The sequence below is a fragment of the candidate division WOR-3 bacterium genome, from assembly GCA_016934535.1.
Lineage (GTDB): Bacteria > SDB-A > SDB-A > SDB-A > SDB-A > JAFGIG01.
In genome coordinates this window covers 1-7,496 of sequence record JAFGSQ010000063.1, presented here as the reverse complement: position 1 = coordinate 7,496, position 7,496 = coordinate 1, and the positions used below count along the sequence as shown (strand labels likewise).

General features: G+C 42.7%; 11 protein-coding genes. 5 read left to right on the top strand and 6 right to left on the bottom strand.

The window, feature by feature from the left end:
- The 4 genes from JXL83_09210 to JXL83_09195 all read left to right on the top strand — a co-directional run.
- On the top strand, positions 1-436 hold a 436-nt coding region (locus JXL83_09210; protein MBN2364297.1), incomplete at its 5' end, for a hypothetical protein.
- Complete coding sequence (locus tag JXL83_09205; protein MBN2364296.1) at positions 433-1,596, top strand: glycosyltransferase family 4 protein; 1,164 nt, start codon at positions 433-435, stop codon at positions 1,594-1,596. The genes JXL83_09210 and JXL83_09205, both read left to right, overlap by 4 nt.
- A 51-nt stretch (positions 1,597-1,647) precedes the next feature.
- Entirely contained in the window at positions 1,648-2,793 is a 1,146-nt protein-coding gene (locus tag JXL83_09200; protein ID MBN2364295.1) for an MFS transporter, read from the top strand.
- Positions 2,794-2,823: 30 nt separating this feature from the next.
- Positions 2,824-3,159: a hypothetical protein gene (locus tag JXL83_09195; protein MBN2364294.1), complete on the top strand. Its 336-nt coding sequence runs from the start codon at positions 2,824-2,826 to the stop codon at positions 3,157-3,159.
- A 1-nt stretch (position 3,160) separates the two neighbouring features.
- On the opposite strand, the gene JXL83_09190 is transcribed toward JXL83_09195, so the two are convergent.
- From JXL83_09190 to JXL83_09165, 6 genes are read right to left on the bottom strand one after another with little or no spacing between them, the layout of a single operon-like run.
- Positions 3,161-3,598, bottom strand: a complete 438-nt coding sequence (locus tag JXL83_09190) for a hypothetical protein (GenBank protein ID MBN2364293.1) — start codon at positions 3,596-3,598, stop codon at positions 3,161-3,163.
- A 5-nt stretch (positions 3,599-3,603) separates the two neighbouring features.
- Positions 3,604-4,311 carry a cytochrome C biogenesis protein gene (locus JXL83_09185; GenBank protein ID MBN2364292.1) on the bottom strand — a complete coding sequence of 236 codons (708 nt, stop codon included), beginning with the start codon at positions 4,309-4,311 and terminating at the stop codon, positions 3,604-3,606.
- Positions 4,308-4,748: a thioredoxin family protein gene (locus tag JXL83_09180; GenBank protein MBN2364291.1), complete on the bottom strand. Its 441-nt coding sequence runs from the start codon at positions 4,746-4,748 to the stop codon at positions 4,308-4,310. Before JXL83_09180 ends, JXL83_09185 begins: the two co-directional genes overlap by 4 nt.
- 10 nt (positions 4,749-4,758) lie before the next feature.
- Positions 4,759-4,992 carry a TM0996/MTH895 family glutaredoxin-like protein gene (locus JXL83_09175; protein ID MBN2364290.1) on the bottom strand — a complete coding sequence of 78 codons (234 nt, stop codon included), beginning with the start codon at positions 4,990-4,992 and terminating at the stop codon, positions 4,759-4,761.
- A gap of 14 nt (positions 4,993-5,006) precedes the next feature.
- On the bottom strand, positions 5,007-6,389 hold the full coding sequence (locus JXL83_09170) for a permease (protein MBN2364289.1): 1,383 nt from the start codon (positions 6,387-6,389) through the stop codon (positions 5,007-5,009).
- Positions 6,390-6,407: 18 nt separating this feature from the next.
- Positions 6,408-6,713 (bottom strand): winged helix-turn-helix transcriptional regulator, encoded by a 306-nt coding sequence (locus JXL83_09165; protein ID MBN2364288.1) that lies wholly within the window; start codon positions 6,711-6,713, stop codon positions 6,408-6,410.
- A 207-nt stretch (positions 6,714-6,920) separates the two neighbouring features.
- Here JXL83_09165 and JXL83_09160 point away from each other — a divergent pair.
- Positions 6,921-7,496: hypothetical protein (locus tag JXL83_09160; GenBank protein ID MBN2364287.1), on the top strand; the 576-nt coding region annotated here is incomplete at its 3' end.

The window sequence follows — 7,496 nt, the reverse complement described above, 5'->3', positions numbered from 1 at the left end:
GAAAGGGAAAAGTCCTGAATATCATTGGGTTTATCTGCCTCAAAAGAACCTTCTTCCATACAGAGTAGGATGCTCATCTAACTTTTACGGCTCTCCGGAAGGAAAATATTCCATATACGCCGAAATTTCATACGGAGACTCAAAGAAACTTCCCAGAATGAACGAAGAAGCAATTGCTCAAAGAGTATTGTGTCAACTCAAAAAAGCAGGCTTGATAGACGCTTCATCCATAACTGAAAAAATTCTGACCAGAAAAATTGACCCGGCATACGTTTTGTTTGATTTTGAGAGAAAAAAAGTTCTGCGCAGAATATTTTCTTTTTTCAAAGAAAAATCCATTTTTCCTCTCGGAAGGTACGGCAGGTGGGAGTATTCTTCGATGGAAGAATCCATTGGGGACGCAATGGATATGACCGTTTTTTTATACGGTAAATGAAAATAGTACAGATAATCACCAAGCTCGAAAAGGGCGGAGCTCAACTGACCGTCCTTGAAATTCTGAAAAACAAAAAAAATTCCGTGCTCATAACTGGCAGAGGCGGCCTGCTGATGTCTTCGGCTCGGAAAGAATATCCGGGAAGAGTGTTTGTAGCAAGAAGCTTGGCCAGGGAGATAAATCCAGCAGAAGACATTTGTGCTTTTTGGCAAATACTCAAAACAGTGAAAAAAATAAAAAGCGAATTTGATTGCATCGTCCACACGAACAGTTCGAAAGCTGGACTGCTGGGCAGGTGGGCGTGTCTTCTTTTATCAGTCCCTTGTGTTCACACTGTTCACGGCTGGAGTTTCAATCCGCGGCAAAACCCTTTTTTTCTCGGCATGGCAGTTTTGTTTGAAAAATTGACCTCTTTGTTCACCAGCAGACTCGTCGTTGTCACTAAGGAGGATATAAAAAAAGGAATGGGCTATAAAATCGGGAAACCGGAAAAATATGCAGTCGCAAGAGCGGTCACTGATTTAACACCTTTCAGAATTTTATGCGACCGGTCTTTGAAGCGAAAACTCGGATTTCCCGAAAATTGCATCATTGTCGGGAGTATTTCTAACTTCAAGCCGCAGAAAGCGCCCCTCGATTTTGTAAAAACCGCCGGAATAGTCCTAAAAAAAAGACCCGACTCGTTTTTTTTCATCGCCGGAGGAGGTCCTCTTTTTTCAGAATCGAAAAAGCTGGCAAGTCAGCTTGATATAGCAGATAAACTTAAATTTCTCGGATGGAGAAACGACGTGCCTCAGCTGATGAGTTCTTTGGACATATTTCTGCTAGTGTCCCTGTGGGAAGGACTGCCTCAGGTTGTTCTTCAGGCAATGGCGGCCGGCAAACCGGTTGTGGTTACAGCCGTCGACGGATCAAAGGAAATTGTCCGGAACGGGACGAACGGTTTTCTCACTGAACCCGGCAACCCGGAGGATTCGGCTGATAAAATTATTAAACTCATTGACGACGCAACACAGCGCGTCAAAATGGGGAAAGAGGGAAATAAAACAGTTTCAGAAGGCTTTACGGTGGATGAAATGATGAAAGCGCTTGAAAGAGTGTGGTCGGAGGCAAAGTCTCCTCTCGAAGAAATTAAGATCTCTTTATTCGGCAAATTGTAATTGAAAATCGAACTTCGTAAGACGGCCGTTTTTCTCGGTCTTTCCAAAAGTATGACCGGCATGCTCGTTATGGTCATACTCGTAGGCATAGGAGAGAAAATGGCTGAAAGATTTCTTCCGATATATCTTTTGGCTTTAGGCGGCGGGATTATCTCGGTCGGCGTCCTCAATGGAATGGACAACCTTCTCTCCGCTCTTTACTCGCTGCCCGGCGGATATCTCTCTGACAAAATAGGATTCAAACGTGCTCTCCTGGTTTTCAACATAATGACAATCGCGGGATTTGCCGTCGTTATTCTGATCCCGACATGGTATTCGGTCCTGGCCGGTTCGGTTCTTTTTCTTTCGTGGACGGCTATTTCACTTCCCGCTTCGATGAGCCTCGTATCTGTCGTCCTTCCGAAGAACAAAAGAATTATGGGAGTTTCCATGCATTCTCTGGTCAGAAGGATACCTATGGCTCTGGGTCCGCTGATCGGAGGATTTTTCATAGTCTGCTGGGGCGAAGTTAACGGAGTGCGGATGGCTTTCGTGGCCGCCGCCTTCATGGCTGTCGTCGCCGCTGTATTCCAGCAAATGCTGATAGAAGATAAAAGAGAAGAGCTTAAAAATGAGCAGAAAAGCCGTCCTTTTATACTCCTCAGAAAAATGGACAGATCTTTAAAAATTCTTCTCGTGTCCGATATACTCGTCCGTTTTTGTGAACAGATACCTTACGCGTTTGTCGTCATCTGGGTGATGAAGACGATTCCGGACCCAATCAGCGCTTTTCAATTTGGAATTTTGACGGTTGTGGAAATGGCGACTGCGATGATAATATACATACCTGTAGCGTATTTCGCGGACAGAAACAGAAAAAAGCCTTTCGTAGCGGCAACTTTCGCAATATTCACAGCTTTTCCTGTTGTCATGTCCTTTTCAACCAGTTTTTGGGCATGCGCTGCGGCTTTTGTTTTGAGAGGGATGAAGGAATTCGGCGAGCCGACGAGAAAAGCTTTGATTATGGAACTTTCACCGGAAGGGCAAAAGGCCGCTTCCTTTGGTTTGTATTATCTTATAAGAGACGTGTTTGTGTCTATTGCCGCGTTCGGCGGAGCATTTTTGTGGCAGGTGAGCCCGTACGCAAATTTCAGCGCGGCCGCATTGTTCGGCGTAGCCGGAACTCTGTGGTTTTTACTTTTCGGAAAAGACGTTTAACTATTAATGGATTTAAGGAGAAAAATCACCATGACTGAAAAGAAAACAGAAAAATATCAATGTACCCAGTGCGGATCAACCGATTTCATAAAAGAAGAATTCAATCGCTTGAGATGCTCGCACTGCAAAACACTTTACAGGATAAAATTCGACAGCAGGAAAGAGAACAAACCCAGCGTTGTTATTAAAAAAGGAGCGGATGTATCTTTTGGGAAAAATGCCAAGGTTGTCATTAAGGGCGGAATGCTCATAGAGGAAGGCGCGAATGTCGAATTTTTAGGGGAATTGGAACTTATTGAGAAGGGTGACAGTACTGAAATTGCATCAGTTACAATTGGCAGGAAAAGTTCAAACAAAAAGGGATGAGTTAATTTAACATTTCCTTAAGCTTCGAACCTAGAGTGTCCAAAAAATGATTTGAACTGTCTCGGTATAGAACAACGTCCTGAAAAGTTTTAAGCATCAGGTTTCCTGAAGAATTTTTGACAGACAAAATTACAGTGTTTTGAGAGATAACCGAGGTTTTTCCAAAAATTATGTTTTCCAGCGAGTCCAGGTTCAATGATACAAATACTACGACTCTGCAAGATTCTTCCATGTTGAATTTTTCTGCAAACACCTTCAGAATCTCTTCTGTTTCGAGGCATTCGATGCATCTTATGTTTCTGTGAAAATACATAATCACCGCTTTTGATTCCCAGGAATCAGACGGAAAATATTTTTCAAACCATGACGGGTCTGAATCATTGGCGATGAGATCCGATAATAAAAAAAGTGAAAGCAAAAGAATGAGAAATTTATTCATAGAAATCAGTGTGCGGAATACACCATCCACAGACCTGCGAGTACTATCAATACGCCGCAAAAGGATTTAACAACTGTAAGTGATTTTGTCTTTTCGTTCCATTTGAGATAATTTTCTATAATCTCAGACGCTGTTCCGGCAAACACAAAAACCATACCGTGTCCGAGACCGAAGAAAAGGAGAATGAGAACCGAGAGTATAAAATTAATATTGGCCGCCTGTAGCGTGGCTCCCAATACCGGAGCCATGAATGCGAACGTGCATGGGCCGAGAGCCGCTCCGAAAATGAGCCCGAGAACAAGAGCGCCCAAAACTCCTTTTTTCTTCATGTCAGACATTCCCCTGCCGGCAAATGGAAGAGGAATTATGCCGAGGAGATTGAGACCCGTCAGAAAAAAAACTCCGGCTACAATGTAATTTAAGAGAGGGCCGGCGTTTCCGAGCATTCTTCCGGTCACGGCAGTTGAGATTCCGATTATTGCGAAAGTGAGAAGCAGTCCCGCGGTGAATGAAATGGAAATCGTGAGTGCTTTCTTGTTTGAGACTTTTCCCTGTCCCGACATGAATCCCACAATTAAAGGTATTCCAGCCAGATGACAGGGGCTTAAAATTACGCTAAGGATTCCCCAGATAAAAGAGAAGACGAGTGAGAGCCATGAAGGCTCTTCCATAGTTTTAGTCAGAAAAGTGAACAGCGGCTGTAAAAAGCTCAATTTTCCTCTTCGAAAACGTAACCAAGCTCTTTCCACTTATCAAGCATATCTTCAGCCGAAAAAAATCCCTGATGTCTGAAAAGCTCTTCTCCCGTTTCGGACAGAAAGACCTGCGTGGGTATGACTCTGATGTTTCTGCGGTCTGCATCTTCAGGATTCTGATAGACATCCACGAAAAGAACGTTCAGTTTTCCTGCGCAAACGCTTCTCATCTTGTCCAGCTCCGGAACCATCATTTTGCAGGGAACACAGGATAACGAGCCGAATTCTATCAGAACAGGCAAGGAATCCGACAGGGAGTTCTGATTTACGGAAGAAGAGTCTTCAACTGAATCAGGTTGATTTGCATTTGGTGCACTGTTTTTTCCGAAAATAATAGCGAGAAAAATCAAAGCCGCCAAAACTGTAATTACAATGATTCTTATTAATAATTTCATGGATTCTCCGTTATATAATTATTTTCAGGATTTCATCCTTGCTCAAAACTTTTCCGGCGCTTTTTACAACTCCGTCTACGACAAGAGCGGGAGTTATCATTACGTTGAATTTCATAATTTCCTGTATTTTTTCGACCTTTTCTATTTTCGCCTCAATACCCGATGATTTAACAGCCTCTTCGGTGTTTGCATACAGTTGTTTGCACTTAGGGCATCCGGTCCCGAGTATCTGAATCAGTTTCATTTGGTCTCCTTTTTTTAGAAAAATGCTCCGAAAACGAGGCCGGCAATGGTTGAAAGAACCACAACGAGAGAAATGAACGTAAGAGTTTTTTTTGCTCCGAGAATTGAATTTATTACGAGCATATTAGGCAGAGAAAGTGCAGGTCCGGCCAGAAGCAGGGAGAGAGAAGGTCCTTTTCCCATACCGCTGTCTATCAGTCCCTTGAGAATGGGAACTTCAGTGAGCGTTGCGAAATACATGAGAGCTCCTGCCAGTGATGCAAAAAAATTCGTCCACAAGGGCCATAAAGAAACGAGAAACCCCGGTGCAGAAGACGGATCTTTTCCGAGAAGCGTGAAAAGGGCTGATGGCGAGTCTCCGACAAGGGCTTCTATCCATGAGTTCGGGATTATTCCGGAATCATTGTTTTCCGAAGTCCCTAAAAAAAATCCCGCGGCGAGAACTCCTATTAGAAGGAGCGGCAATATCTGCTTGGCAAAACCCCAGGTCTGTTCTCTCCAAGCTGAAAGCTCTTTGTTTTTTGTAAACGTCAAAATGACTATTGATAAAACCCCTGTGGAAAAAACAGCCAAAGGATTCGAAGAAAAAACAAGAAAGGCGATAAATGGCGGGATCAATGACAGCAACATGTAAATAAATTTTACTTTGAACATAAATTTGACTAACATCAAAAAGAAAAGAAATAAAAAAGCCACGATATGCCATTTGAATCTGAAAATAAAAAACCATGGACCCGAAGGTATCTTCGGCTCGGCGATATTAGCAAAGACTAGAATTCCGACCATGGCCGCGAACTGAAGTCCGATCTGCCAGAGAGGATTTTTTTTCTCGTCGTCTTCCGGCATGAATACTTCTGCTTTACTGTTTTCTTTTGCTTTTTCCTCTTTATAAAAGAAAACATGCATTAGAAGGCCTATGATAACGCTGAAAGAGACAGCGCCTGCGGCTCTTGCTATCCCCAGGGGAGCGCCCAAAATTCTCGCCGTGAGAATTATGGCAAGGACGTTTATTGCAGGCCCTGAATACAAAAAAGCGGTGGCCGGGCCTATTCCCGCTCCTCTCATGTATATGCTTCCGAAAAGAGGAAGGACAGTGCACGAACATACGGCAAGGATTGTACCTGAGACGGAAGCGACTCCGTAAGATAATATTTTGTTGGCTTTGGCTCCGAAATATTTCATGACGGCATTCTGGCTGACAAATACTGCTATTGCTCCGGCTATGAAAAAAGCGGGGATGAGGCAAAGAAGAACGTGTTCTCTCGCGTACCATTTTACTAGGATTGTTGACTGGATGACGGCACTCTGAAACCTCTGATTTGAGACTGGAAGAAAATAGAACAGTAAAAACATTCCTGTAAGAAGCAAGAATATTTTTATCTCTTTCCTGTCAATCATATTTTTTTCTTTCCTCTGTTAAAACTTTACACTGCATTTCTGGACGTTTTTGTGGACTTCTATGGAACATTCTAAAGCTTTTAGAATGCACGAATTCTGAAGATGATAGTAAATGTGATTGCCGATTCTTGCGTCCGTAATTATTCCTGCGGCTTTGAGTTGAGAAAGGTGCCTCGATATACCCGACTGGTCTATTTTAGCGATGCCGTTGAGTTCACCGGCTGTTTTGTCTTTTTCTCTGAGTTCCGAGATTATGAGAATTCGCACAGGATGAGAAAGTGCTTTGAGTATTGCGGAGAGAGTTTTAGCTTCTTCGTATTTCACAAATTGTATATATGCAAATATTCGCATAATGTCAAGAGCTATAAATTCTTAAACGAAAAGAAATCAAAAAGAGCAATTGCAAGAAAAATTTGAAAATAAACGTTGTCAAATCCTATATATAAAAGATATAAAACAAGAAAAAAGAAGAAATATAAGCGGGGACGGGGGGGTGACGTTTTATAAATATTACAGCAACGGGAGGGCATTATGAAGTCTTTTATTGTCTTCTGCCTGATTTTCTCGTCGATTTCAATTTTTGCTGTAGATTATCCGGACACATTCAGATTCGTAGAAGTCCCGGATCCTTTGTCGGGAACAAACGCGCCTCACTATTTAATATCTAGACCCTGTCCTTCTGTTGGCGAAACCATAGTAGATTATCATTTCGGAACGATTCAAATCAGGTCGACTCAGATAGACGGAATAAAGGGCAGGCACGAATATTCGAGATTCGATCCTTTCAATATTTCAAAATCAGCCGTAATACTCGATCCCGAAGCTCTTTGGAACGTCTATTCCACTTCCTCAAGACCTTTCAATGCCGCCTCAAATTTTCTGAATCACTGCCCCCTGAGCGAACCCAGATGGGACGATCAGAACGATCAGATAATCTGGGGAATTGATGAATATAAAATAATGACTTTCAATGTCTCAACAGGCGTTTTAGCAACTGTAAAAAATTTCGAAACGGATCCTGTCATATCTCCGTTGATAAACGCGGGAGACGTTTTCAGAATTACGATGAATGACGAAGGAGAAGCCTCTCACGATAAAAGATACTGG

Coding starts and splice junctions, on each gene's coding strand:
- JXL83_09205 (MBN2364296.1), top strand. CDS start 433: ATGAAAATAGTACAGATAATCACCAAGCTCGAAAAGGGCGGAGCTCAA.
- JXL83_09200 (MBN2364295.1), top strand. CDS start 1,648: ATGACCGGCATGCTCGTTATGGTCATACTCGTAGGCATAGGAGAGAAA.
- JXL83_09195 (MBN2364294.1), top strand. CDS start 2,824: ATGACTGAAAAGAAAACAGAAAAATATCAATGTACCCAGTGCGGATCA.
- JXL83_09190 (MBN2364293.1), bottom strand. CDS start 3,598: ATGAATAAATTTCTCATTCTTTTGCTTTCACTTTTTTTATTATCGGAT.
- JXL83_09180 (MBN2364291.1), bottom strand. CDS start 4,748: ATGAAATTATTAATAAGAATCATTGTAATTACAGTTTTGGCGGCTTTG.
- JXL83_09175 (MBN2364290.1), bottom strand. CDS start 4,992: ATGAAACTGATTCAGATACTCGGGACCGGATGCCCTAAGTGCAAACAA.
- JXL83_09170 (MBN2364289.1), bottom strand. CDS start 6,389: ATGATTGACAGGAAAGAGATAAAAATATTCTTGCTTCTTACAGGAATG.